The organism is Streptomyces sp. CBMA29 (assembly GCF_014596445.1).
Classification (GTDB): Bacteria; Actinomycetota; Actinomycetes; order Streptomycetales; family Streptomycetaceae; genus Actinacidiphila.
Map to the genome: position 1 here is coordinate 1 of NZ_MECL01000146.1, position 22,907 is coordinate 22,907.

21 protein-coding genes are annotated in these 22,907 nt (G+C 72.1%); 14 read left to right on the forward strand and 7 right to left on the reverse strand.

The genetic code is table 11. From position 1 onward, the window contains the following. Positions 1 to 101 precede the first annotated feature (101 nt). The gene (locus tag BGM09_RS19650; RefSeq protein WP_188282952.1) at positions 102 to 1,082 is read right to left on the reverse strand and encodes an aldo/keto reductase; all 981 of its coding nucleotides are present in this window, start codon (positions 1,080 to 1,082) and stop codon (positions 102 to 104) included. A 249-nt stretch (positions 1,083 to 1,331) separates the two neighbouring features. On the opposite strand from BGM09_RS19650, the gene BGM09_RS19655 reads away from it, so the two are divergent. Then, positions 1,332 to 2,387, forward strand: a complete 1,056-nt coding sequence (locus tag BGM09_RS19655) for an LLM class F420-dependent oxidoreductase (protein WP_188282953.1) — start codon at positions 1,332 to 1,334, stop codon at positions 2,385 to 2,387. Positions 2,388 to 2,519: 132 nt separating this feature from the next. On the opposite strand, the gene BGM09_RS19660 is transcribed toward BGM09_RS19655, so the two are convergent. After that, complete coding sequence (locus BGM09_RS19660; RefSeq protein ID WP_223187294.1) at positions 2,520 to 3,149, reverse strand: hypothetical protein; 630 nt, start codon at positions 3,147 to 3,149, stop codon at positions 2,520 to 2,522. A 382-nt stretch (positions 3,150 to 3,531) separates the two neighbouring features. Between BGM09_RS19660 and BGM09_RS19665 the strand changes: the two genes are divergently transcribed. From BGM09_RS19665 to mshC, 4 genes are all read left to right on the forward strand, one after another. Next, positions 3,532 to 4,239, forward strand: a complete 708-nt coding sequence (locus tag BGM09_RS19665) for a histidine phosphatase family protein (protein ID WP_188282954.1) — start codon at positions 3,532 to 3,534, stop codon at positions 4,237 to 4,239. 102 nt (positions 4,240 to 4,341) lie between these two features. Then, positions 4,342 to 4,932: a DUF3090 domain-containing protein gene (locus BGM09_RS19670; protein WP_188282955.1), complete on the forward strand. Its 591-nt coding sequence runs from the start codon at positions 4,342 to 4,344 to the stop codon at positions 4,930 to 4,932. Continuing rightward, positions 4,896 to 5,807, forward strand: a complete 912-nt coding sequence (locus BGM09_RS19675; protein WP_188282956.1) for an SCO1664 family protein — start codon at positions 4,896 to 4,898, stop codon at positions 5,805 to 5,807. The genes BGM09_RS19670 and BGM09_RS19675 overlap by 37 nt, the downstream gene beginning before the upstream one ends. A 117-nt stretch (positions 5,808 to 5,924) precedes the next feature. Next, positions 5,925 to 7,154: a cysteine--1-D-myo-inosityl 2-amino-2-deoxy-alpha-D-glucopyranoside ligase gene (gene mshC, locus BGM09_RS19680; protein ID WP_188282957.1), complete on the forward strand. Its 1,230-nt coding sequence runs from the start codon at positions 5,925 to 5,927 to the stop codon at positions 7,152 to 7,154. A 197-nt stretch (positions 7,155 to 7,351) separates the two neighbouring features. Here the strand turns inward: mshC and BGM09_RS19685 are convergent, their stop codons facing one another. After that, positions 7,352 to 8,440 carry a PAC2 family protein gene (locus BGM09_RS19685; RefSeq protein WP_188282958.1) on the reverse strand — a complete coding sequence of 363 codons (1,089 nt, stop codon included), beginning with the start codon at positions 8,438 to 8,440 and terminating at the stop codon, positions 7,352 to 7,354. Positions 8,441 to 8,721: 281 nt separating this feature from the next. Between BGM09_RS19685 and BGM09_RS19690 the strand changes: the two genes are divergently transcribed. From BGM09_RS19690 to BGM09_RS19720, 7 genes are all read left to right on the forward strand, one after another. Further along, entirely contained in the window at positions 8,722 to 10,047 is a 1,326-nt protein-coding gene (locus BGM09_RS19690) for an L-fuconate dehydratase (protein ID WP_188282959.1), read from the forward strand. After that, on the forward strand, positions 10,044 to 10,853 hold the full coding sequence (locus BGM09_RS19695) for an SDR family NAD(P)-dependent oxidoreductase (RefSeq protein ID WP_188282960.1): 810 nt from the start codon (positions 10,044 to 10,046) through the stop codon (positions 10,851 to 10,853). The genes BGM09_RS19690 and BGM09_RS19695 overlap by 4 nt, the downstream gene beginning before the upstream one ends. A gap of 113 nt (positions 10,854 to 10,966) precedes the next feature. Further along, on the forward strand, positions 10,967 to 12,004 hold the full coding sequence (locus BGM09_RS19700; protein WP_188282961.1) for a sugar ABC transporter substrate-binding protein: 1,038 nt from the start codon (positions 10,967 to 10,969) through the stop codon (positions 12,002 to 12,004). A 3-nt stretch (positions 12,005 to 12,007) separates the two neighbouring features. Then, the gene (locus BGM09_RS19705) at positions 12,008 to 13,636 is read left to right on the forward strand and encodes a sugar ABC transporter ATP-binding protein (protein WP_188282962.1); all 1,629 of its coding nucleotides are present in this window, start codon (positions 12,008 to 12,010) and stop codon (positions 13,634 to 13,636) included. After that, positions 13,633 to 14,670 carry an ABC transporter permease gene (locus BGM09_RS19710; RefSeq protein ID WP_188282963.1) on the forward strand — a complete coding sequence of 346 codons (1,038 nt, stop codon included), beginning with the start codon at positions 13,633 to 13,635 and terminating at the stop codon, positions 14,668 to 14,670. Before BGM09_RS19705 ends, BGM09_RS19710 begins: the two co-directional genes overlap by 4 nt. Before the next feature lie 11 nt (positions 14,671 to 14,681). After that, the gene (locus BGM09_RS19715) at positions 14,682 to 15,701 is read left to right on the forward strand and encodes an aldo/keto reductase (protein ID WP_411158337.1); all 1,020 of its coding nucleotides are present in this window, start codon (positions 14,682 to 14,684) and stop codon (positions 15,699 to 15,701) included. A gap of 4 nt (positions 15,702 to 15,705) precedes the next feature. Further along, positions 15,706 to 16,551: an amidohydrolase family protein gene (locus BGM09_RS19720; RefSeq protein ID WP_188282964.1), complete on the forward strand. Its 846-nt coding sequence runs from the start codon at positions 15,706 to 15,708 to the stop codon at positions 16,549 to 16,551. A gap of 30 nt (positions 16,552 to 16,581) precedes the next feature. On the opposite strand, the gene BGM09_RS19725 is transcribed toward BGM09_RS19720, so the two are convergent. Continuing rightward, entirely contained in the window at positions 16,582 to 17,253 is a 672-nt protein-coding gene (locus BGM09_RS19725; protein ID WP_188282965.1) for a FadR/GntR family transcriptional regulator, read from the reverse strand. A gap of 94 nt (positions 17,254 to 17,347) precedes the next feature. Next, positions 17,348 to 18,187, reverse strand: coding sequence for a helix-turn-helix domain-containing protein (locus BGM09_RS19730; RefSeq protein ID WP_188282966.1), 840 nt, complete (start codon positions 18,185 to 18,187; stop codon positions 17,348 to 17,350). Between the two features lie 106 nt (positions 18,188 to 18,293). On the opposite strand from BGM09_RS19730, the gene BGM09_RS19735 reads away from it, so the two are divergent. Further along, the gene (locus tag BGM09_RS19735) at positions 18,294 to 18,869 is read left to right on the forward strand and encodes a TIGR03086 family metal-binding protein (RefSeq protein ID WP_188282967.1); all 576 of its coding nucleotides are present in this window, start codon (positions 18,294 to 18,296) and stop codon (positions 18,867 to 18,869) included. Next, on the forward strand, positions 18,866 to 19,672 hold the full coding sequence (locus BGM09_RS19740) for a nucleotidyltransferase domain-containing protein (RefSeq protein WP_188282968.1): 807 nt from the start codon (positions 18,866 to 18,868) through the stop codon (positions 19,670 to 19,672). Before BGM09_RS19735 ends, BGM09_RS19740 begins: the two co-directional genes overlap by 4 nt. On the opposite strand, the gene BGM09_RS19745 is transcribed toward BGM09_RS19740, so the two are convergent. Beyond that, complete coding sequence (locus BGM09_RS19745) at positions 19,669 to 21,276, reverse strand: glycerol-3-phosphate dehydrogenase/oxidase (RefSeq protein WP_188282969.1); 1,608 nt, start codon at positions 21,274 to 21,276, stop codon at positions 19,669 to 19,671. The two genes, BGM09_RS19740 and BGM09_RS19745, sit on opposite strands and share 4 nt — an antisense overlap. An 8-nt stretch (positions 21,277 to 21,284) precedes the next feature. Next, positions 21,285 to 22,859 carry a glycerol kinase GlpK gene (gene glpK / locus BGM09_RS19750; protein WP_188282970.1) on the reverse strand — a complete coding sequence of 525 codons (1,575 nt, stop codon included), beginning with the start codon at positions 22,857 to 22,859 and terminating at the stop codon, positions 21,285 to 21,287. Positions 22,860 to 22,907 lie beyond the last annotated feature (48 nt).

Here is a 22,907-nt window from a genome sequence, read left to right on the forward strand (position 1 = left end):
CGTCCGCGCGGGGCGGGGGGGTGTCAGAGCCCGAGGGGGTCGGGGATTCGGTCACTGCGGCCTCCGTGGGGTGGTGGACCGGCGGGAGGCTTGCGTGCCGTTCAGAGCGTGCTCCAGTCGTGGTCCGGATAGCGGTGCAGGGGTGCTGACACGTCGTCGAGCGCCAGGCAGATCTCTTCCGGAAGCGTAAGCGCCTCCACTGACAACGAGGCGATGAGCTGCTGCGCGTTGCGCGCGCCGAGGATGGGGGCGGCGACACCGGGCCGGTCGCGTACCCAGGCGAGGGCGACGTGCAGCGGGGAGACCGCCAGGCCGTCGGCGGCTATCGCGAGGGCGTCCACGATGAGCCGGGCGGTCTCGTCGAGGTAGGGGGCGACGAAGGCGGCCATGTCGTCGGAGCCGCCGCGCGACTCGGGCGGCGTGCCGTTGCGGTACTTGCCGGTGAGCACACCGCGGCCGAGCGGCGAGGAGGGCAGCAGGCCGACCCCGAGGTCGATCGCGGCGGGCAGCACCTCGCGCTCCACGCCCCGCTGGAGGAGCGAGTACTCCATCTGCGTACTGGCCAGCGGTGTCCGTCCGGGCGCGGCGAGCTGCCACGCGGCGGCCTTGGCGAGCTGCCAGCCGCAGAAGTTGGAGACGCCTACGTAGCGCGCGCGGCCCGAACTGACCGCGATGTCCAGCGCCTGGAGCGTCTCCTCCATGGGCGTACCGGGGTCGAAGGCGTGCACCTGCCAGAGGTCGACATAGTCCGTGCCGAGCCGCTGCAAGGACGCGTCGAGCGCGGACAGCAGGTGTCCGCGCGAGGCGTCGAACCGCCGGTCGGGGTCCGGCACGCTGCCCGCCTTGGTGGAGATCACCAGATCGGCCCGCGGCACGAGATCCTCGATCAGCCGCCCGAGCAGATACTCGGCGCCGCCGTCGGAGTACACGTCCGCCGTGTCGACCAGGCTGCCCCCGGCGTCCCAGAACGCCTTGAGCTGGTCGGCGGCGTCGCGTTCGCCGGTGTTGCGTCCCCAGGTGAGCGTGCCGAGCCCGAGTCGGGACACGCGCAACCCGGTGCGGCCGAGGTGCCTATGCTCCATGGGCGCTGAGATTACTGCCCGCACCGGCCGAATGGGCAGCAGTGACGTACCTGACAGGGCCCCGTGCCGCGGCGGGGCGCTACAGTCCGGAGATACAACGACGTTACTCGCCAGTATCTCGGGCGGGAACGGCGGCGAACGCATGACGGCGAACGCATGACGGCGAACGCATGACGGCGACGGCATGACGGCGGGCGCATGACAGCGGCGACGCGACAGCGACGACACGGCGGCGGAAAGAGGAGCGGTATGCGGCTCGGGATCAACCTCGGCTACTGGGGCGCCGGGATGGACGCGGACAACCTCGCCGTCGCCCAGGAGGCGGACCGGCTCGGCTACGACGTGTGCTGGGCCGCGGAGGCGTACGGATCCGACGGCCCCACCGTGCTCTCCTGGGTCGCGGCGCAGACCGAGCGGATCGACGTCGGCTCGGCGATCTTCCAGATCCCGGCGCGTGCCCCCGCGATGACGGCGATGACGGCCGCGACCCTGGACTCGCTGTCCGGCGGCCGGTTCCGTCTCGGCCTCGGCGTGTCGGGACCGCAGGTCTCCGAGGGCTGGTACGGCGTCAAGTTCGACAAGCCGCTCTCCCGCACCCGCGAGTACGTGGAGATCGTCCGCAAGGCGATGTCCCGCGAGCGGCTGAGCTACGAGGGCGAGCACTGGACGCTGCCGCTGCCCGGCGGCCCCGGCAAGCCGATCAAGCTCACCGTGCACCCCGAGCGCGAGCACATCCCGCTCTACATCGCCGCAATCGGCCCGAAGAACCTGGAGCAGACCGGCGAGATCGCCGACGGTGCCCTGCTGATCTTCCCGTCCGCCGCGCACCTGGAGGACACCGCGCTGCGGCACATCAGGGCCGGGCGCGAGAAGGCCGGTCTGCCGCTGGACGGCTTCGACGTCAGCCCGACCCTGCCGCTCGCCCTCGGCGAGGACGTCCCGGCGCTGGCCGACATCTTCCGCCCGTACACCGCTCTGTACGTCGGCGGCATGGGCAGCCGCAAGCAGAACTTCTACAACCAGCTCGCGCGGCGCATGGGGTACGAGAAGGAGGCCGCCGAGATCCAGGACAAGTACCTGGCGGGCGACAAGAACGGCGCGGGGGCGGCCGTACCGCAGGACCTCATCGACTCCACCTGCCTGCTCGGCACGGTCGACCGGATCGCGGACCGGCTGCGCGAGTACGCCGACGCCGGGGTCACCACGCTCAACATCACGCCCGCCGGATTCACCCGGGACGAGCGGATCGCGGGCGTACGGGCGGGCGTCGAAGCGCTGGAGCGGGCCGGGCTCACGGGGGCGTAGGGCGAGGACGTGACGACGGGCCGGGCCGACGGGCCGGCCATGGCCCCGTGCCGCTCGACACGCGCGGGGCCGTGCTCGCCGCCCGCCCTCCCTGGAGCACAGCCCACAGCACAGCCCAGCCCAGCCCAGCGCTCAGCTCGGTACCAGCCGCCCCAACAGGCGCCCGAAGGCGATCAGTCGTGCTATCTGCCCGGCGCCGCCGTCGTCCAGGGACTTGCTGAAACGGAACGCCTCGGGGCGGAATTTGGCGGAGGCGACCGGCAGCGGCGAGTCCGGGTCGGCCTGCACCGCGCTCATCTCGTGCGGCATCGCGGTGGCCAGCACCAGATAGACCCCGCGGTCGATCCGCTGGCCGTCCTCGTCGCGGCCGACCAGCGTGCGCATCCCGACGTGCCCGATCGAGTCCAGCGGCAGCACCTGCACCGACGAGTCCAGTACGGTGCCGCCCGGCGCCTTGTCGTCCGCCAACTCCTCGCTGTGCCACAGGATCAGCCGCCGCCCGTCGCACACCGCGGCCTCCTGCCACACCGAGGTGCCCGCCTCGGTCAGGTCGACCACCCGCTCCAGGGTGAAGCCGCGCACCCGGCGGCGGCCCAGCACACCCTCGATGGCGTCGAGCGCGACGTCCGCGTGCAGGAAATACGCGTCGGCGGCGTCCTCCAGGCGGCCGTACGGAGACCAGTCAGAGCCGGCCGGACCACTCCGGCGCGCGCTCGGACGGCTCCTCGTCGCCTTGCTGAACATCTCCACCTGCTTCGCCATCCCGACTGCTGCCCGAAAACTGAAGGGCCCCCCGACCCCTAGACCTTACCTATGAGGCAAGTCGGCGAGGGCGAGGTTCTGTCCGGCGGATCACGGGCGGTTCAGGCGGTGCCTGTGTGTGCGAGCGCAAGGCGCCGGGATGTCCTCGTAGCGGAGCTATGAGGCCATTTCGGCAACGCGGCGGTGGGGGCGGCCCCCGGAGAAGTCCGGGGCGCGTGCCTGGGGCCGAAGGGGCCGTTCTTCATCCGCCGGACAGAACCTGAGTCGGGGGCAGTGGATCGCAGGGAGTTCAGCGGCCGTGGTGGGGGCTCGGGGGGATCTTCCCCGCCACGGCCGTCACCCAGCACAACGGGTCGGCGCCGGAAGGGTTACGGTGGCGGGCATGCCCACCGTGATCCTTGTCCGGCACGGCCGGTCGACCGCCAACGCCGACGGAGTGCTGGCCGGATGGAGTCCGGGCGTCGCCCTGGACGACACCGGCCGGGCCCAGGCCACCGTGCTCGCCGCCCGGCTCGCCGCACTGCCGCTCGCCGCCGTCGTGTGCAGTCCGCTGCAACGCTGTCAGGAGACCGTAGGACCGCTGCTCGACACGCGCCCCGAGTTGCCGCTGCACACCGACGAGCGGGTCGGCGAGTGCCACTACGGCGACTGGACGGGCCGCAAGCTGGCCGAACTGGCGGAGGAGCCGATGTGGGCGACCGTCCAGCGGCACCCGTCGGCGGCCGTCTTCCCCGGGGAGAACGGCGAGTCGCTGCGCGCGATGCAGGCCCGCGCGGTGGACGCCGTGCGCGACTGGAACGCCAGGATCGAGGCCGAGCACGGGCCCGACGCGCTGTATCTGGTGTGCTCGCACGGCGACATCATCAAGTCGCTGGCCGCCGACGCGCTCGGCATGCACCTGGACCTCTTCCAGCGGATCAGCACCGACCCCTGCTCGGTGACCGTCATCCGCTACACCCCGTACCGCCCCTTCCTGCTCCGCCTCGGCGACACCGGCGACCTCACCCCGCTGGTCCCGCCCCCGCCGCGGGACAAGCCGCAGGACAACGAGGACGACGCGGTCGTCGGAGGCTCCACCGGCGCCCTGTGATCAGCTTCCGCAGTAGGGTGGGGGACCGGCAGCGGAACCAGTGAATGCCACCAGAACGCATCGCACCAAAGCAGCGATTCAGTCGAGATAACGGAGCGGGACGTGCCCCGTCAGGTCTTCTTCTACGAGCAGCCGGACCGTTTCGTGGCCGGGACAGTCGGCCAGCCGGGTCAGCGGACCTTCTTCCTCCAGGCCACCGCGTCGGGCAGGACCACCAGCGTGGCGCTGGAGAAGACGCAGGTCGCGGCGCTCGCCGAGCGGGTGGACGAGCTGCTGGACGAGGTGGTGCGCAGGTCGGGCGGCAACGCCTCGGTGCCCGCCGTCGCCCCCGCGGAACTGGCCGACTCCGCCCCGCTGGACGCCCCCGTCGAGGAGGAGTTCCGGGTCGGCACCATGGCCCTGGCCTGGGACGGCGCCCACGAGCGGATGGTCATCGAGGCGCAGGCGCTGGTCGAGCTGTCCGGTGAGGACGAGGACGACCTGGAGGCGGCCGAGGAAGAGCTGCTCCAGGACGACGAGAACGGCCCACCGCTGCTGCGCGTCCTGCTGACCGGCGCCCAGGCCCGCTCCTTCGCCAAGCGCGCGCTCGACGTCGTCTCCGCGGGGCGCCCGCCGTGCCCGCTGTGCAGCCTCCCCCTGGACCCGGAAGGACACGTATGCCCGCGTCAGAACGGGTACCGGAGGTCGGCCTGAGCCCCGGCACGGAGGCCCTCGTCCACGGCGAGCTGACCGTGCGCGGCCAGGTGCGCGACGCCTCCAACGCGGTGCTGTTCTGCGAGACCGAGTACGAGGGCCGCACCCTCGCCTGCGTGTACAAGCCGGTGGCCGGTGAACGCCCGCTGTGGGACTTCCCCGACGGCACCCTGGCCCAGCGCGAGGTGGCCGCGTACCTGGTCTCCGAGGCGACCGGCTGGGGCCTGGTGCCGCCCACCGTGCTGCGCGACGGACCGTACGGCGAGGGCATGGTCCAGCTCTGGATCGACCCGCCGGACCTGACCGCGGACACGGGCCCGGACACGGACACGGACACGGACACGGAAGCCGGCCACGACGGTGGCGAGGCCCCGGACGCCGACGCCGACCCCGCGCAGCCGGAACTCTTCGGGCTGACCGAGGACACCGAGCCCGCCCCCGGCTGGAAGCCCGTCGTCGAGGCCCGACTGGAGAACGGCCGCACCGCCCTGCTGGTGCACGCCGACGACATACGCCTGCGCCGCCTGGCCGTGCTGGACGCCGTCATCAACAACGCCGACCGCAAGGGCGGCCACCTGCTCCAGACCGCCGACGGGCGGCTCTACGGCATCGACCACGGAGTGACGTTCCACACCGAGGACAAGCTGCGCACCCTGCTGTGGGGCTGGGCGGGCGAGCCGCTGCCGGACGAGGCCGTGGACGTCCTGCGCAAGCTCCAGTCGGAGCTGTCGGGGGCGCTCGGCGACCGGCTCGCCGAGCTGATCACCCCCGCGGAGACGGCCGCCGTACGGGCCAGGACCGAGCGGCTGCTGCGGTCGGGAGTGCATCCCGAGCCCGGCGGCGAGTGGCCGTCGATCCCCTGGCCGCCGGTCTGACACGGGGCGCTCCGGGCCGTCCGAGAGACCGTCGCGGCAGCGCGCCCGAACTGCCTCGTCCGGCATTGCCCCAGCTCCGGTTCGTTTGCCAGTCGTCTCCACGGTTAATCTCATGACATGCATGCCTGGCCCGCTTCCGACGTCCCCGCCCTTCCCGGCACTGGACGCGCACTCCGTCTCCACGACACCGCGACCGGTGGGCCGCTGACGATCGATCCGGGCCCGGTGGCCCGGATCTACGTCTGCGGGATCACCCCCTACGACGCCACTCACCTGGGGCACGCGGCCACGTACAACGCGTTCGACCTCGTGCAGCGCGTGTGGCTCGACACGAAGCGCCAGGTGGAATACGTCCAGAACGTCACGGACATCGACGATCCGCTGCTGGAGCGGGCCAACGCGACCGACGTCGACTGGGTCGAACTGGCCGAGCGGGAGACCGCGCTGTTCCGTGAGGACATGACCGCGCTGCGGATGCTGCCGCCCGCCCACTACATCGGCGCGGTCGAGGCCATCCCGGGCATCGTCCCGCTGATCGAGCGGCTGCGGGACGCGGGCGCGGCGTACGAACTCGGCGTCGACACGTACTTCTCGATCGCCGCCGACCCCGACTTCGGCAAGGTCTCCGGGCTCGACGCCGCCACGATGCGCGTGCTCTCCGCCGAGCGCGGCGGCGACCCGGACCGGCCGGGCAAGAAGAACCCGCTGGACCCGATGCTGTGGATGGGCGCCCGCGAGGGCGAGCCGAGCTGGGACGGCGGCTCGCTCGGCCCCGGCCGCCCCGGCTGGCACATCGAGTGCGTGGCCATCGCGCTGGACCACCTCGGCATGGGCTTCGACGTCCAGGGCGGCGGCTCCGACCTGGCCTTCCCGCACCACGAGATGGGCGCCTCGCACGCCCAGGCGCTCACCGGCGAGTACCCGTACGCGAAGGCGTACGTGCACGCCGGGATGGTCGCGCTGCACGGCGAGAAGATGTCGAAGTCCAAGGGAAACCTGGTCTTCGTCTCCACGCTGCGGCGCGACGGCGTCGACCCGGCGGCGATCCGGCTCGGGCTGCTCGCCCACCACTACCGCTCCGACTGGGAGTGGACTGACGCCGTGCTCGCCGAGGCCGTCGACCGGCTCGCCCGCTGGCGGGCCGCCGTGTCCCGGCCGGACGGCCCGTCCGCCGACGCGCTGCTCGAAGAGATCCGCGACGCGCTGGCCGACGACCTCGACGCGCCGCGCGCCCTGGCCACCGTGGACCGCTGGGCCGCGGCGCAGGAGTCCGACGGCGGCACGGAGACCGGCGCGCCCGGTCTGGTGTCGCGAACGGTGGACGCGCTGCTCGGAGTCGCGCTGTAGCCCGCAACGCGCTTCATGCAAACAAGAGTGCGCACTGGAGTGGTCCGAGGCCGGCGGGCTCCAGCGCGCTCGGCGCACGCGTGCCGGGCTCGGCCGCGGTGGTCTCGGCGCCCGCGGGCCAGGAGACCGAGGCGGGGGTCGCCTCCGGGAGAGGGGGTGCGCGCGACGCATCCCCTCACCCCTGTCCGTCGCGCCGTCTACTCCTTGCGGCCGTCCGCGTCGCCGTCCGGGTCGCTGTCCCTGTCCCCGTCCTTGGCGGCGTCGGCCTCCCGTTCGGCGTCGGCCTCGGTGTCGGCCTCGGCCACGGCGTCCTTGCCGACGCCGTCGTCCGTATCGGTATCCGTGCCCGCGCCCGCGCCGCTGTCCGGGTCCAGCCGCGGCGACTGCGCACGGTCCCGGAACTGCGGCACCCCGCCGTCGCCCTCGCTCGCGTACTCCCCGGCCTGCGGGTCGCGGCGGCGCAGATAGCGCTCGAACTCCTTGGCGATGGCCTCACCCGACGCCTCGGGCAGCTCCGCGGTGTCCCGCGCCTCCTCCAGCGTCTGGACGTACTCCGCGACCTCGCTGTCCTCGGCCGCGAGCTGGTCCACGCCGACCTGCCACGCGCGCGCGTCCTCGGGCAGCTCGCCCTGCGGGATGCGCAGGTCGAGCAGGTCCTCAAGGCGGTTGAGCAGCGCCAGGGTGGCCTTGGGATTGGGCGGCTGCGACACATAGTGCGGCACCGCCGCCCACAGGCTCACCGCGGGGATGCCCGCGTGCGTGCACGCCTCCTGGAGGATGCCGACGATGCCGGTCGGCCCCTCGTAGCGCGACTCCTCCAGATTGAGCGTCGTCGCCAGGTCGGGGTCCGAGGTCACCCCGGTGACCGGGACCGGCCGGGTGTGCGGGGTGTCGCCGAGCAGCGCGCCCAGCACCACGACCATCTCGACGCCCAGCTCGTGGGCGAAGCCCAGGATCTCGTTGCAGAACGAGCGCCAGCGCATGCTGGGCTCGATACCGCGGACCAGCACCAGGTCGCGGGGCTTGGGCGTCGTGATCCTGACGACCGAGAGCCGGGTGGTGGGCCATACGACCCGCCGTACCCCGGCGTCCATCCAGACCGTGGGGCGGTTCACCTGGAAGTCGTAGTAGTCCTCGGCGTCGAGCGCCGCGAAGACCTCGCCCTTGAACTCCCGGTCCATGTGCCCGACCGCGGTCGAGGCGGCGTCCCCGGCGTCGTTCCAGCCCTCGAACGCGGCCACCATGACCGGGTCGATCAGCTCGGGTACCCCCTCGAGCTCGATCACCCAGCGCCTCCTTCCGACCGGAGGGGGCGGTGCCGTCCCCGTACCGGCTGCTGTTCCTGCACGTGCGGCACCAGCCTACGGCGTACGGAGGCCGGTGCCGTGGTTCTCGTAGCTGGATGATCCCCAGCGCGGCCCCCGATGAGTCACCGGCAGCGCCACCAGGTGAGACATCCGATCTGTTGCCCCACGAAATTTGGCCCCACCCCTGGACTTCCGGCCCCGCGCGCCGCTATACATCGGATCATCAAGAAAAGATCCGATGTCTCACGACGGGGGTGTGCATGAGTCCGACCATTACCGAGGTCGACGTGTACGACATCCGCTTTCCGACCTCGGAGCAGCTCGACGGCTCGGACGCCATGAACCCCGACCCCGACTACTCCGCCGCCTACGTCATGCTCCGTACGGACTCGCCCGGCGGCCTGGCGGGTCACGGTCTCTGCTTCACGATCGGGCGCGGCAACGACGTCGTCGCCGCGGCGATCAGGACACTGCGACCTTACGTGGTCGGCCGCTCGGTGGACAGCGTCACGGGTGATCTTGGCGCCTTCTACCGGCTGCTCACCCACGACTCCCAACTGCGCTGGCTCGGCCCGGAGAAGGGAGTGATGCACATGGCCGCCGGGGCGGTGGTCAACGCCGCCTGGGACCTGGCCGCCCGCCGGGCCGGACTGCCGGTCTGGGAACTGCTGGCCGGGATGAGCCCGGAACAGCTCGTGGACATGGTCGACTTCCGCTACCTCAGCGACGCCATGACCCGCGACGAGGCCCTGGAGATCCTGCGCCGCGCCGAGCCGGGCCGCGCCGAGCGCGCCGCCGAACTGCGCCGCCGCGGCTACCCCGCCTACACCACGGAACCCGGCTGGATCGGCTACTCCGACGACAAGCTGACCCGGCTGTCGAAGGAGGCCGTCGCCGCGGGCTTCCAGCAGATCAAGCTCAAGGTGGGCGGCGACCTCGACGACGACCTGCGCCGGATGCGACTGGCCCGCGACGCGGTCGGCCCCGACATCAGGATCGCGGTCGACGCCAACCAGCGCTGGGACGTGTCAGAGGCCGTGGGCTGGATGCGGGCGCTGGCGCCCTTCGACCCGTACTGGATCGAGGAGCCGACCAGCCCCGACGACGTCCTCGCGCACGCCGCGATCCGCGCGGGCCAGCCGGTGCCGGTCGCGACCGGCGAACACGTCGCCAACCGCGTGGTGTTCAAGCAGCTCCTCCAGGCCGGCGCGGTGGACTTCGTCCAGATCGACGCGGCCCGCGTCGCCGGGGTCAACGAGAACATCGCGATCCTGCTGCTCGCCGCCAAATTCGGCGTCCCGGTCTGCCCGCACGCCGGCGGCGTGGGCCTGTGCGAACTCGTCCAGCACCTGTCGATGTTCGACTACGTCGCCGTCTCCGGCACCTGGGACAACCGGGTGATCGAGTACGTCCCGCACCTGCACGAACACTTCACCGATCCCGTGGTGATGGACCACGGCCGCTACCGCGCCCCCGCCGCGCCCGGCTTCTCCGCCCGTATGGTCCCGGAGTCGCTCGCCGACTACCGCTACCCGGACGGCCCGGTGTGGCAGGCGCGACAGGCCCGACAGGAGCTGACCCGATGAGCACCAGCGCCGATCCGACGCACGCCGCCTCCGCCGCGCAGGACCTCGCGGGCCTCACCGCCCTCGTCACCGGCGGCGCCTCCGGGATCGGCGCCGCCACCGCGGCGCTGCTGACCGCCCGCGGCGCGCGCGTCGCCGTACTCGACCGCGACACCGCGGGCGCGCCGGGCGGCACCGTCCCCGTCACCGCCGACGTCACCTCGGACGCGGACGTACGGGCCGCGGTCGGCGCGGCCGTCGCCGAACTCGGCAGCCTGCACATCGTGGTGAGCAACGCCGGGATCGGCGCCGTCGGCACCGTCGAGGACAACCCGGACGACGAGTGGCGGCGGGTGCTGGACATCAACGTCCTGGGCATGATGCGGACCGCCCGCGCCGCCCTGCCGCACCTGCGCAAGGCCGCCGCCGCCCGGCCGGGCAGCGCCTCCATCACCCACACCTGCTCGATCGTCGCGACCGCGGGACTGCCGCAGCGGGCGCTGTACAGCGCGAGCAAGGGCGCGGTGCTCGCCCTCACCCTGGCGATGGCCGCCGACCACGTACGCGAGGGCGTACGGGTCAACTGCGTGAACCCCGGAACCGCCGACACCCCCTGGATCGGCCGCCTCCTCGGCCAGGCCGAGGACCCGGCCGCCGAGCGCGCGGCACTCGACGCACGCCAGCCGCTGGGACGGCTGGTGTCCGCCGAGGAGGTCGCCGCGGCCATCGTCTACCTGGCGAGTCCCGCCGCGGCGAGCGTGACCGGAACCGCGCTCGCCGTCGACGGCGGAATGCAGGGACTGCGTCTGCGACCCGCCGGAAGCTGACCTTCACAGAGATCGCCCCGCACCACATCCGCCGCACCACATCCGCCGCACCACTTCCTCCGCATCACATCCCCCGCAGAGCCGACACACAATCCGAAGGGCAGGGCTCGACGATGAGACTGCGCAGAACGACCGTGGCCGCCTGTGCCGCACTGCTCGCGGTCACCGCGCTCGCCGGTTGCAACCGGGGAAGCGACAGCAAGGCGGGCAGCTCCGGCAAGGTCGGCATCGACCTGCCGCGCTCCGACAGCGACTTCTGGAACTCGTACAACAGCTACATAGAAAAGGGCGTCAAGGCCGGTGACGTCTCGGCCCTGCCCCGCACCAACTCGCAGAACGACATCGGCAAGCTCGTCGCGAACGTGCAGAGCTTCGCCAACGAGGGCGCCAAGGCGATCGTGATGGCCCCGCAGGACACCGGCGCCATCGCCTCCACCCTGGAACAGATGGCCAAGAAGAAGATCCCGGTGGTCAGCGTCGACACCCGCCCCGACAAGGGCCCGGTGTACATGGTCGTCCGCGCGGACAACAAGGCGTACGGCACGAAGGCGTGCGAATACCTGGGTGAACAGCTCAAGGGCAAGGGCAAGGTCGCGGAGTTCGAGGGCGACCTGTCCTCGATCAACGGCCGGGACCGCTCGGAGGCGTTCGCCGCCTGCATGAAGAGCAAATTCCCGAACATCAAGGTGATCCCGCTGGTCACCAACTGGGACGGCGCCACCGCCTCGGCCAAGCTCCAGACCACGCTGGCCGCCGACCCGGACCTGAACGGCATCTACATGCAGGCAGGCGGGGTCTTCCTCCAGCCGACCCTCGCGCTGCTCCAGCAGAAGAACCTGCTCAAGCCGCCGGGCACGCCAGGACACATCACGATCATCTCCAACGACGGCATCCCCGAGGAGTTCAAGGCCATCAAGGCCGGGCAGATCGACGCCACCATCTCCCAGCCCGCCGACCTCTACGCGAAGTACGCGCTGTACTACGCCAAGGAGGCACTGGCCGGGAAGACCTTCCAGCCGGGCCCGACCGACCACGACTCCACGATCATCACGATCCCCAACGGACTCGAGGACCAGCTCCCCGCGCCGCTGGTCACCAAGGACAACGTGGACGACGCGAGCCTGTGGGCCAACCAGCTCGGGAAGAGCTGAGCCATGGCCGAGGCCGTACCGCCCCCCGCGGTCCACGCGGAGGGCATCGTCAAACGGTTCGGGGCCACCGTGGCCCTGGACCGGGTGGGCATCACCGTCGCGGCCGGCGACTCGCACGCGCTCGTCGGCCGCAACGGGGCGGGCAAGTCCACCCTGGTCTCCGTGCTGACCGGGCTGCACGCCCCGGACGCCGGGCGGGTCTCCTTCCTCGGGAAGCCCGCCCCCGCGCCCGGCGACACCGCCGCCTGGCAGTCCAAAGTGGCCTGTGTCTACCAGAAGTCGATGGTCGTCCCCGATCTGACGGTCGCGGAGAATCTGTTCCTGAACAGATTCGGCCGCGGCCGGATCCGCTGGTCCGCCCTGCGCGGCCGGGCCCGCGACCTGCTCGCCGAGTACGGGGTCGACGTCGATCCGACCGCGCGGGCCGGTGATCTCACCGTCGAGCAGGGGCAGTTCGTGGAGATCGCGCGGGCGCTGTCCTTCGGCGCGCGCTTCATCATCCTGGACGAGCCCACCGCGCAGCTCGACGCGGCGGGCATCGAGCGGCTCTTCACCAAGCTGCGCGGCCTCCAACAGCAGGGCGTGGCCTTCCTGTTCATCTCGCACCACCTCCAGGAGGTCTACGACCTGTGCAGCACCGTCACGGTCTACCGTGACGCCCGCCACGTCGTGACCGCGCCCGTCGCCGAGTTGAGCAAGGCGGAACTGGTCGAGGCGATGACCGGTGAGGCGGCGCGGGCCGAACTGGGCTGGCACGCACGGGGGTCGGCCGACGAGTCGGCGTCCAAGGCGCTGTCCCCCTCGGCGTCGGTCTCGGTCTCCAAGGGCGCCACGGACACCGGTGACGCCGTCCTGCGCGCCGAAGGGCTCGTGCTCGACGGCGCCTTCGACAGCATCGACTTCGCCGTACGCCCCGGCGAGGTGCTGGGCCTGGCCGGGGCCACCGCCAGCGGCAACACCGCGCTCGGTGAGACCCTGGTCGGGCTGCGCAAGGCCACCGGCGGCCGGACCCTGGTCGCGGGCAAGGCCGTACGCCCCGGCAGCGTCCCGCACGCGCTCGGCGCCGGGATCGGCTACGTACCCGAGGACCGGCACCGGCAGGGCCTGGTGCTCGGCCGCAGCGTCGCGGAGAACGCCACTCTCACCGTGACCGACCAACTCGGCCCGTACGGCACGGTCCTGCCGTCCAGGACCAGGGAATTCGCACAGCGCATGATCAGCTCGCTGGACATCAAGACCTCGGGACCGGCCCAGCCGGTGGCCGACCTGTCCGGCGGCAACCAGCAGAAGGTCGTCATCGCCCGCGCCCTGGCCCGCGAGCCGCGCGTGCTGGTGGCCGTCCGCCCCACCGCGGGCGTGGACGTGAAGTCCAAGGACGCGCTGCTCGGCGTGGTCAGAGGCGTCGCGGACCGCGGCGACGCCGCCGTCATCGTCTCCGACGAACTGGACGACCTGCGGGTCTGCGACCGGGTGATCGCGCTCTTCCACGGACGGGTGATCGCCGAGTTCGGCAGCGGATGGAGCGACCGGGACCTGGTCTCGGCCATGGAAGGGCTGCCCTCGGGCGGCGACGGGCTGCCATCCGGCGGCGACATGCCGCCCCCGGGCGGCGACGAGGGAGCCGAGGAATGAGTGACACCAGTCAGTTGACCGCCGATGTGGCGGTACCGGACAAGACCCGGCGGCCGGCGCCGCGTATCCAGCTCACCCGCTACCGGGACCTGTCCCTGCTGCCGGTGATCCTGCTGCTGGGCGTCATCGGCTTCATCGTGTCGCCCACCTTCCTGACCTCGGACAATCTCCTCGGCGTCCTCCAGCAGTGCAGCGAGCTGAGCCTGTTGGTGCTCGGCGAGGCGATGATCCTGATCTCCGGCCGGATGGACCTGTCGCTGGAGTCCACCATCGGCGTGGCCCCGGTGATCGCCATGTGGCTGGTGATGCCGAGCACCGGCTCCGCCACCTACCACGGCATCGGGCTGCTGCCCGGCTGGTCCTCGATCCCGCTCTGCCTGCTGGTGGGCGTGCTCATCGGCGGCTTCAACGGATTCCTGATCCTGAAACTGCGGGTCAACGGCTTCATCGCCACCCTCGGCATGCTGACCATGCTCCGCGGCCTCCAGGACGGCATATCCCAGGGCAAGTCCATCGTCGAGGTGCCCGCGTCCTTCTCCTACCTCGGCGGCGCGTCCTGGCTCGGCGCCCCGGCCGCGGTCTGGATCTGCCTGGTGCTCTTCGTCCTCGGCGGCCTGGCGCTCGGCTATCTGCGGCACGGCCGGGCGCTCTACGCGATCGGCGGCAACAAGGAGGCGGCCCGCGCGGCCGGTATCCGGGTGGACCTCATCACCTGGGTCGTCCTCGCCGTCGCGGGGCTGCTCGCCGCCTTCGCCGGTGTGCTCTACGTCGGCCACTACGGCGCGATCTCCTCGACCCAGGGCAACGGCTGGATCTTCCAGGTCTTCGCCGCCACCGTGATCGGCGGCGTCAGCCTCAACGGCGGCAAGGGCACCCTCTTCGGCGCCCTGACCGGTGTCGTCGCGCTCCAACTCGTCGTCAACGTCACGACGCTGGGAGGTGTGCCGCCGCTGTGGGACAAGTTCCTCTACGGTGCGATCATCATCGTCGCGCTGATCATCTCCCGCTTCGCGAGCGGCGAGAAGCAGGACTGACCCTGTTCGCAATGATGGAACCCGAGGGAGAGAACGTCACCATGCCCGTACCGGTACTGCCCCGGCTCGGCCTCGGCTGCGCGCCGCTGGGCAACCTCTACCGCGCCGTCACCGAGGAGGAGGCCGAGGCCACCGTGGCCGCCGCCTTCGAGACGGGGGCCGCGGGGCCCGTGTACCTCGACACGGCGCCGCACTACGGCCTCGGCCGGTCCGAGGAGCGGCTCGGCCGGGCGCTGGCCGGACGGCACCGCTCCTCGTACGTGCTCTCCACCAAGGTCGGCCGCAGGCTGCGCGACCTGCGGCTGGGCGAGGCCCCGGACGACCAGGGCTACACCGACTCCCCGGCCCGCGCGCGGGAGTGGGACTACACCGCCGACGGCATCCGCGCCACGCTGGAGGGTTCCCTGGAACGGCTCGGTGTGGACGCCGTCGACATCGTCTACCTGCACGACCCCGAGGACCACCTGCCCGAGATCTACGACACCGGCTTCGCCGCCCTGGCCGACCTGCGCGACCAGGGCGTGGTCAAGGCCATCGGCTTCGGCATGAACTACAGCGGCATCCTCGCCCGCCTCGTCGCGGACCTCGACGTCGACGTCGTGCTGTGCGCGGGCCGGTGGACGCTGCTGGAACGCACCGCGCTGGACGACCTGCTGCCGGTCTGCGAACGGCGCGGTACGAAGGTCGTCGTGGGCGGCGTCTACAACTCGGGCCTGCTGGCCGACCCGCGGCCCGGCACGCACTACGACTACGTCGAAGCGCCACCGGAGATCCTGGCCCGCGCCCAGCGGATGGCCGCGGTCTGCGCCGAGTTCGACGTCCCGCTGCGGGCCGCCGCGCTGCGCTACCCCTTCGCGCACCCCTCGGTGATCTCGGCCGTGGTGGGCGCCGCGAACGCCGCCGAGGTGCGCGACAACGCGGAGCTGTTCTCGTACGACATCCCGGACGCGCTCTGGCACGCGCTGGTCGCCCGCGGGCTGCTGGACAAGGACGTGCCGCTGCCGCTCAGGGCTCCCGCCGAGGGGGCCTGACCCGATGCGGATCGACGCCCACCACCATCTGTGGGATCTCGAACGGCGCCCCCAGCCGTGGCTGACCGGGGCCGAACTCGACCCCATCGCCCGGACGTTCCGCCTCGCGGACCTCCTTCCGCTGCTGGACGCGCACGGGATCGACGCCACCGTGCTCGTCCAGTCCAGCTCCTCGCTCGACGAGACCCGCGAACTCCTCGCCCTCGCCCGCGACTCCGGCGGCCGGGTCGCCGGGGTCGTCGGCTGGGCCGACCTCACCTCGCCCGAACTCCCCGGCACCCTGGCCGCGTTGGCCGCGCTCGGACCCCTGGTCGGCATACGGCACCAGGTCCAGGACGAGGCCGACCCCGGCTGGCTGGCGCGCGCCGACGTCAGGTCCGGCCTCGCCGCCGTCGGCGCCGCGGGGCTCGTCTACGACCTGCTCGTCACCGTCGACCAGCTCCCCGTCGCCATCGACACGGTGCGGGCGCTGCCCGAGGCGCGGTTCGTTCTCGACCACGGCGCCAAGCCGCCGGTCGCCTCCGGCGAACGGGAGCCGTGGGGTGCCTTGGTGACCTCGCTCGCGGCCCTGCCGAACGTCTGGTGCAAGCTCTCCGGGCTTGTCACGGAGGCCGATTGGGGCCGGTGGCGCGTCGCTGACGTGCTGCCCTACGCCCGCCATCTCCTGGCCGCCTTCGGTCCCGACCGCCTCCTCTTCGGCTCCGACTGGCCCGTCTGCACCCTCGCCGCCGACTACTCCTCCGTCGTCGCCCTCGCCGAGTCCGCCGCCGCCCCGCTCACCCCCGCCGACCGCGACGCCCTCTTCGGCCGCAACGCGGCGCGGCTCTATGGGCTCGACGTCGCCCCGTAGGGGCGCTGGGGGCACCTCCCGCCCGGAGGGTTAGAGGGTTGAGCGGAGCCATTGCTCGACACTGGCGACGTGGACCGTCGCCCAGGATCGGGCGGCCTCGGCGTCGCGGTCCCGGAGCGCCGTGAGGATGGCCCGGTGCTCATGCAGCGTGCGGCTGACGGCGTCGACCTGGGTGATGCCGCGCCAGACACGGGCGCGGGTGGTCGGCCCGGACAGGCCGTCGAGCAGGGAGCAGAGCACGGAGTTGCCCGAGCCCTGGACGATGCCGCGGTGGAATTCCAGGTCGGAGGCGACCAGTTCCTCGACGGACGGCTGCGGGCCGAGCGCGTCGAGCTTGCCTTCGAGGGCGTCGAGCTCCTCGACGGGGATGCGTACGGCGGCCATCGCGGTGGCGGCGGGTTCCAGAATGCGGCGGACCGCGAGGAATTCGAGCACGGTGTCGTCGCGGTGGAAGTCCACGACGAAACTGAGGGCTTCGAGCAGGAGCTGCGGGTCGAGGCTGGTGACGTAGGTGCCGTCGCCCTGACGGACGTCGAGGATGCGGATCAGGGAGAGCGCGCGGACGGCCTCCCGCAGGGAGTTACGGGACAGCCCCAGCTCGGCCGCGAGTTCGCTCTCCTTGGGGAGCCGGTCCCCGGGACGCAGCGCCCCGGAGACGATCATCTCCTTGATCCTCTCGATGGCCTCGTCGGTGACCGCCATCAGCGCGCCTCCCCTGCTCAGGTCCCGCCGCCGCCAGACCTCCGATGTATGAGGCCCCATTATGGGCCCGGCGCGCCGGAACACCTAACAACGGTCAGCGGCTCGCGTACCGGCTCGGCGGCGCACCGACCGCCGCGGTGAAGTCACGGGTCAGGTGCGCCTGGTCGGCATAGCCCAGGTCGGCGGCGAGGGCGGCCCAGTCGATGTCGGCGCCGCCGTCGGCGCGGGCCGCGGCCTCGTGCAGCCGGGCCCGGCGCAGCACCCACTTGGGGCTCGCCCCCACGTACTCCGCGAAGAGCCGCTGGAGCCGCCGTACGGGCAGGTCCAGCTCGCGGGCCAGCTCGTCCACCCGGAAGAGCTGCGGACCGGCCGTAATGCGCTCGACCAGGTCCGCCACCGCGGCCACGACCGGGTCCTGCTCGGTGTCGGCGAGCAGGCCGAGCAGATACTCCTCGGCGAGAGCCGTCATCTCCGCCAGGTCGTCCAGCGCCAGAATCCTCCGGCTCAGCTCGCCGACCCCGCCGCCCAGCAGCGCCGCGGCGGGCACCGCGCGGTCCGCCAGCTCCACCACAGGACCCCCGACGAACGGCCGGAAGGCGCCCGGCCGGAATTTCACGCCGAGGACCTGGCCGCGCCCGTGCAGCACCCGGCGGAACACCCCGCGCTGCACCCCGTACACCAGCGGAATCGGCGCCTCGAAGACCAGATGCACATTGGGGTGGGCGAGCACCTTCTGCTCGTGGTCCGGCTGCCCGCGCAGGTCCCAGCGCGGATTCCAGTAGAACTCGACCAGCGGCGCCAGCTCGGGCCGCGGCTGCCGCTGCCGCAGTTCCAGCCGCCCGGCCGCCAGGTCCGGCCGCAGCACCCCGCGCCCCAGCCCGTGCCCGCCCGTACCGCCCCCGTCGTCGCCCCGGCCCGTACCGCCCCTGCTCATGCCGTCACTTTAGACGCGGCCACCGACAACGGCGCGGCCACCCGATCCGGGCCCGCTGTCGCGTTTCTTCAAGACCCCGGCATCCGCCCCGCCTAGCGTTGAGGACATGAACTTCCACGCACAGATCGCCGACAGTGCCGCGGAGGCCGCCCGGGTCGCCGCCGGGATCACCGACGACCAGCTCACCGGCCCCACGCCCTGTCCTGACTACGACACCCGCACCCTGATCAACCACTGGGTCGCGTACACCGGCCTCGGCATGGAGCTGCGCGCCCGCAAGGAGCCGCACCCCGCCGACCTCGGCGAGCGCGACTTCACCGCGGAGCCCGGCTGGGCCGCCGCCTACGCGCGGCAGCTCGAACGGGCCGCGGACGCCTGGGCCGACCCGGCCGCCTGGGAGGGCGAGCTGGACATGGGCGGCATGGCGATGCCCGCGAAGGACATCGCCGGAATGCTCTTCATGGAGCTGCTGCTGCACGGCTGGGACGTCGCCAAGGCCACCGGGCAGGAGTTCAGGGCCGACGAGAGGTCCGGCGCCCTGCTGCTGACCGTCGTGCGCGAGCAGGCCGAGATGTTCCGGCAGTACAAGGGCTTCGCGGAACCGGTCGAACCGCCCGCCGGGGCCGCCGACTTCGAAATCGCTGTCGCCCTGTCCGGCCGCGACCCATACTGGGCGGCATGATCCAGCACGGCCTCATCGCCCGGGTACGGGACATGTGCCGCGCTGACGAACGCGTCCGCGCGGCGCTGATGTACGGCTCCTTCGCCGCGGGAGAGGGCGACGCCCACAGCGACGTCGAATTCTGGCTCTTCCTCGACCCGGAGCGGCGCGCGGAGGTGGACCCCGAGCAGTGGTGCCGGGAGATCGCCCCGGCCAATCTGGTGCTGCTCAACGAATTCGGCAGCCATGTCGTGCTCTTCCCGGGACCGGTGCGCGGCGAGTTCCACTTCGCGACCACCGACGACATCCCGACGGTCGCCAGCTGGCCCGCGCGCGGCGCCGCCGTCGAGCGGATGGTGGTCGTCGACCGCGAAGGGCAGCTGACGCCCGTGCTCGAAACGGTGCCCGAGCACCCCGTGCTCCCCGCGGCGCCCGACGAGATCGCCGACCTGTGCGGCCGGTTCGCCAACTGGCTGGTGCTCGCGCTGCACGTCACCGCGCGCGGCGAGCACCTGCGCGCGCAGGACGCGCTCTGGCACGCGGCCCGCCATGTGCTGTGGATGGCCCGGCTCGCCGAGGACAGCACCGCGCACTGGCTGACGCCGTCGCGCGCCGCGGAGACCGAGCTGCCCGCCCGTACGATCGCGGCCGTGGCAGAGGCCAACCCCGTGAGCCTCTGGCACGAGGGCCGCGACCGCTGGCTGACCCTGCTGCCCAGGACCGGCCGCCCCGCCCCGACCGCCCTGTTCGCCGAACTCGACCGCCTGACCGCCGAGACGGTCCAGGCCGCGACCGCCCAGACCGCCGCGCCGGACACGTCCTAGCCCCGGCGCAGCACCCGCTCGACCCCTTCTCGCACCTCCGGTGTGTCGAGACCGCGGATCGTCAGCGTCGTGCGCCGCCGCAGCACGTCGTCCGAGTCCTGCGCCCACTCGTGGTCGCGGGCGTAGACGACCTGGGCCCAGATCTCCGGGGCGTCCGGGTGGACGCGCCGGGCCAGTTCCGGGTCCTCGTTGGCCAGCCGCGCGATGTCGAAGGCCAGCGAGCCGTAGTGGGTGGCCAGGTGCCTGGCGGTGTCGGCCGCCATACGCCGTCCCGGCGCGTCGCCGTCGATCAGCAGCCGGTGGGCGACCGCGTCCGGGCTGGCGAAACCGGGCAGCGGGGCCCGGCGCGGCAGCGACGACATCGGCTCCATGTCGTCGGACAGCGGATGCCCCGGCAGCTCGGCCAGCTTGGTCATCACCGTGCGGCCGATGTGCCGGAATGTGGTCCACTTTCCGCCCGCCACCGACAGCATGCCGCCGCTCCCCTCGGTGACGACCGTCTCCCGCTTGGCCTTCGAGGTGTCGCCGGGACCGCCGGGCAGCACCCGCAGACCCGCGAAGGAGTACGTGATCAGGTCGCGGGTGAGCTGCTGGTCGCGGACGGAGAAGGCCGCCTCGTCCAGGATCTGCGCGATGTCGGCCTCGGTGACCCGCACATCGGCCGGATCGCCCTCGTACACCTCGTCCGTGGTGCCGAGCAGCAGCATGTCCTCCCAGGGCAGGGCGAAGGTGATGCGGTACTTGTCGATCGGGGTGGCCAGCGCCGCCCGCCACGGCGAGTGCCGCTTGAGCACCAGATGCGCGCCCTTGGACAGCCGGATCGACGGCGCCGCGGCCGGGTCCTCCATCCGCCGCAGGTGGTCCACCCACGGCCCGGTGGCGTTGAGCACCAGCCGCGCGTCGACGCCGAATTCGGCGCCGTCCACGCGGTCGCGCAGATCGGCGCCCGTGACCCGGCCCCGGGTGAAGCGCAGCCCGGTGACCTCGGCGTGGTTGAGGACGGTCGCGCCCGCGTCGACCGCGGCCCGTACCGTCATCAGCGCCATCCGGGCGTCGTTCATCTGCCCGTCCTCGTAGACGGCGACCGCGCGCAGATTGTCGGTCCGCAGCTCGGGCACGTCCCGCGCGGCCTTGGCCGGGCTGATCACATGACCGACGCCGTCGCGGAAGGCGGACAGCGCCGAGTACGCGAAGACGCCCGCGCCGAGCTTGGCCGCGCCGTGCGGGCCGCCCTTGTAGACCGGCAGATAGAAGGTGAGGGGGTTGGCCAGGTGCGGCGCGATGTCACGGGAGACCGCGCGCCGCTCCAGGTGGTTCTCCGCGACCAGCTTCACCGCGCCGGTCTGGAGGTAGCGCAGGCCGCCGTGGAGCAGCTTGGAGGAGGCGGAGGAGGTGGCGCCGGCAAAGTCACCGGCGTCCACCATGGCCACCCGCAGCCCCGACTGCGCGGCGTGCCAGGCGGTGGTGATGCCGAGGATGCCACCGCCGATCACCAGCAGGTCGTACGTGGCACGGCCGAGCAGATCCCGGGTCTCGGCCCTGCCGGGGTTGGCGCCTGCGGTCGGATGCGAACCCAGGGCGGGAACGCGCTGCGAGGTGGTCATGGGGTGAATCAGTGCTCCTCTGCGGTGCTCTCTTCGAGCCAGCCCATCGTGGCCTGCACGGCCTTGAGCCAGCTCTTGTACTCGCGGTCCCGCTGGGCCGCGTCCATGCGCGGGGTCCACTCGGCGGCGCGCCGCCAGTTGGCCCGCAACGCCTCGGTGTCCGGCCAGAAGCCGATCGCGAGACCGGCCGCGTAGGCCGCGCCCAGACAGGTGGTCTCGGCGACCATGGGCCGCACCACGGGTGCGTCCAGGAAGTCCGCCAGGGTCTGCATGAGCAGGTTGTTGGAGGTCATACCGCCGTCGACCTTGAGGGCGGCCAGTTCGACGCCGGAGTCCTTGGTCATGGCGTCGGCGATCTCCCGCGTCTGCCAGGCCGTCGCCTCCAGCACGGCGCGCGCGATGTGCGCCTTGGTGACGTAACGGGTCAGCCCGGCGATCACCCCGCGCGCGTCGTCGCGCCAGTAGGGGGCGAACAGGCCGGAGAAGGCCGGTACGAAGTAGGCGCCGCCGTTGTCCTCGACGGACGAGGCCAGCGTCTCGATCTCGGCGGCGGTGCTGATCAGCCCCATCTGGTCGCGCATCCACTGCACCAGCGCGCCGGTGACGGCGATCGAGCCCTCCAGCGCGTAGACCGGCGCGTCGTCGCCGATCCGGTAGCCGACGGTGGTGATCAGGCCGTTGTAGGAGTTGACCGGGGTCTCACCGGTGTTCATCAGCATGAAGGTGCCGGTGCCGTAGGTGGACTTGGCCTCGCCCTCGGCGAAGCAGGTCTGCCCGAACAGCGCCGCCTGCTGGTCGCCGAGCGCGGAGGCCACCGGCACGCCGTCCAGCACGCCGCCGACCGTGCTGCCGTACACCTCGGCGGAGGACCGGATCTCCGGCAGTACGGCGGCGGGTACGCCGATCGACTCCAGGATCTTGCTGTCCCAGTCCAGGGTGCGCAGGTTCATCAGCAGGGTGCGGGAGGCGTTGGTCACGTCGGTGACGTGCCGGCCGCCGTTGACACCGCCGGTGAGGTTCCAGATCACCCAGGAGTCCATGGTGCCGAAGAGGATCTCGCCGCGCTCGGCGCGCTCGCGCAGGCCCTCGACGTTGTCCAGCAGCCAGCGGATCTTGGGTCCGGCGAAGTACGAGGCGAGCGGCAGGCCGGTCTCGCGGCGGAAGCGGTCCTGGCCGACGTTGCGGCCCAGTTCACGGCAGAGCACGTCGGTGCGGGTGTCCTGCCAGACCAGCGCGTTGTGCACCGGCTCACCGGTGTTCTTGTCCCACAGCAGGGTGGTCTCGCGCTGGTTGGTGATGCCGATCGCCTTGACGTCGGCGGCGCTGAAGCCCTCGTTGTCCTGGGCGGCCTTGGCGATGGCGCCCTCGACCACCTCCTGGACATTGGTCCAGATCTCGGCGGCGTCGTGCTCCACCCAGCCCGGCTTGGGGAAGATCTGCTCGTGTTCCTTCTGGTCGACGGCGACGATCCGGCCGTCCCGGTCGAAGACGATGCAGCGGCTCGACGTCGTGCCCTGGTCGATCGCGGCGATGAACGGGCCGGTGCCGTGCGAGTGGGTGCCGGCGGCGGTGGTGTCGGTCACGTGGTGCTCCTCGGGATCTGCGCGGGGGAAGTGGCTGCGGGGGAGTGG

Bases quoted from the DNA above. Each gene is read 5' to 3' on its own strand.
- BGM09_RS19740 (WP_188282968.1), top strand. From the start codon at position 18,866: ATGATCCAGCACGGCCTCATCGCCCGGGTACGGGACATGTGCCGCGCT.
- BGM09_RS19725 (WP_188282965.1), bottom strand. From the start codon at position 17,253: ATGGCGGTCACCGACGAGGCCATCGAGAGGATCAAGGAGATGATCGTC.
- BGM09_RS19695 (WP_188282960.1), top strand. From the start codon at position 10,044: ATGAGCACCAGCGCCGATCCGACGCACGCCGCCTCCGCCGCGCAGGAC.
- BGM09_RS19665 (WP_188282954.1), top strand. From the start codon at position 3,532: ATGCCCACCGTGATCCTTGTCCGGCACGGCCGGTCGACCGCCAACGCC.
- BGM09_RS19710 (WP_188282963.1), top strand. From the start codon at position 13,633: ATGAGTGACACCAGTCAGTTGACCGCCGATGTGGCGGTACCGGACAAG.
- BGM09_RS19675 (WP_188282956.1), top strand. From the start codon at position 4,896: ATGCCCGCGTCAGAACGGGTACCGGAGGTCGGCCTGAGCCCCGGCACG.
- BGM09_RS19650 (WP_188282952.1), bottom strand. From the start codon at position 1,082: ATGGAGCATAGGCACCTCGGCCGCACCGGGTTGCGCGTGTCCCGACTC.
- mshC (WP_188282957.1), top strand. From the start codon at position 5,925: ATGCATGCCTGGCCCGCTTCCGACGTCCCCGCCCTTCCCGGCACTGGA.
- BGM09_RS19660 (WP_223187294.1), bottom strand. From the start codon at position 3,149: ATGGCGAAGCAGGTGGAGATGTTCAGCAAGGCGACGAGGAGCCGTCCG.
- BGM09_RS19720 (WP_188282964.1), top strand. From the start codon at position 15,706: ATGCGGATCGACGCCCACCACCATCTGTGGGATCTCGAACGGCGCCCC.
- BGM09_RS19690 (WP_188282959.1), top strand. From the start codon at position 8,722: ATGAGTCCGACCATTACCGAGGTCGACGTGTACGACATCCGCTTTCCG.
- BGM09_RS19700 (WP_188282961.1), top strand. From the start codon at position 10,967: ATGAGACTGCGCAGAACGACCGTGGCCGCCTGTGCCGCACTGCTCGCG.
- BGM09_RS19655 (WP_188282953.1), top strand. From the start codon at position 1,332: ATGCGGCTCGGGATCAACCTCGGCTACTGGGGCGCCGGGATGGACGCG.
- BGM09_RS19705 (WP_188282962.1), top strand. From the start codon at position 12,008: ATGGCCGAGGCCGTACCGCCCCCCGCGGTCCACGCGGAGGGCATCGTC.
- BGM09_RS19730 (WP_188282966.1), bottom strand. From the start codon at position 18,187: ATGAGCAGGGGCGGTACGGGCCGGGGCGACGACGGGGGCGGTACGGGC.
- BGM09_RS19735 (WP_188282967.1), top strand. From the start codon at position 18,294: ATGAACTTCCACGCACAGATCGCCGACAGTGCCGCGGAGGCCGCCCGG.
- BGM09_RS19745 (WP_188282969.1), bottom strand. From the start codon at position 21,276: ATGACCACCTCGCAGCGCGTTCCCGCCCTGGGTTCGCATCCGACCGCA.
- BGM09_RS19715 (WP_411158337.1), top strand. From the start codon at position 14,682: ATGATGGAACCCGAGGGAGAGAACGTCACCATGCCCGTACCGGTACTG.